This window comes from Enterobacter cloacae complex sp. OE43NF (assembly GCF_023544405.1).
In the GTDB taxonomy this organism is placed as follows: domain Bacteria; phylum Pseudomonadota; class Gammaproteobacteria; order Enterobacterales; family Enterobacteriaceae; genus Enterobacter; species Enterobacter cloacae.
The window spans coordinates 1-846 of the sequence record NZ_JAMJFW010000145.1 but is presented as its reverse complement, the minus strand read 5'-3'; the positions used below and the strand labels follow the sequence as shown (position 1 = coordinate 846).

The following is an 846-nucleotide window of genomic DNA, read 5'->3' as shown; positions in this document are numbered from 1 at the left end:
TGAGTGGCTTAATTATATGATTCTAAAGCTAAAATTTGGTGGCCCCTGCTGGACTTGAACCAGCGACCAAGCGATTATGAGTCGCCTGCTCTAACCACTGAGCTAAGGGGCCGTGGCGGTGGATTATAATGTAACTCCCCGCAGCAATCCAGCCATTCACACCCGCCTGCTGTTTTTATAAACAACGCATAATCAATCCTTTATACTTCCATGATGATGTATCAATCGGGAGTAAATATGATCAACGATATTCTGGCCCCGGGGCTACGGGTGGTGTTCTGCGGGATCAACCCCGGTAAATCCTCGGCGCATACCGGTTTTCACTTTGCTCATCCGGGGAACCGCTTCTGGAAAGTGATCTACCAGGCCGGGTTTACCGACCGGTTACTCAAGCCTGAAGAGGAGCAGCATCTGCTGGATACGCGCTGCGGGATCACCATGCTGGTGGAGCGACCAACCGTGCAGGCGAGCGAAGTCAACCTGCATGAGCTGCGCACTGGCGGGCGGGAACTGATTAAGAAGATCGAAGACTACCAGCCTGCCGCGCTGGCGATTCTGGGGAAACAGGCCTATGAGCAGGCGTTCAGCCAGCGCGGGGTGAAATGGGGTAAACAGGCCATCACCATCGGCGTGACGCAGGTATGGGTGCTGCCAAACCCGAGCGGACTTAACAGGGCAACGCTGGATAAACTGGTGGAAGCTTACAGGGAGCTCGACGAGGCGCTGGTGGTGCGGGGGCTTTAGGGGGCTCTGCGGCCTGATGCCTCGTCCTGGCCCTCTCTCACAGGGCTGAGGGTTCCCCAGTATTTTTTTACCGAAAGCGACGAATGTTGTTTCAGGAAAATT

The 846-nt window shown here is 54.8% G+C and carries 1 protein-coding gene and 1 tRNA gene; one reads left to right on the top strand and one right to left on the bottom strand.

Translation table 11 applies throughout. The features are described 5' to 3' along the window. Window positions 1–36: 36 nt before the first annotated feature. Window positions 37–112 (bottom strand) — tRNA-Ile (locus tag M8370_RS23405). Between the two features lie 125 nt (window positions 113–237). Here M8370_RS23405 and mug point away from each other — a divergent pair. Continuing rightward, entirely contained in the window at window positions 238–744 is a 507-nt protein-coding gene (mug, locus tag M8370_RS23400) for a G/U mismatch-specific DNA glycosylase (protein WP_020689452.1), read from the top strand. Window positions 745–846 lie beyond the last annotated feature (102 nt).

Bases quoted from the DNA above. Each gene is read 5' to 3' on its own strand.
- mug (WP_020689452.1), top strand. From the start codon at position 238: ATGATCAACGATATTCTGGCCCCGGGGCTACGGGTGGTGTTCTGCGGG.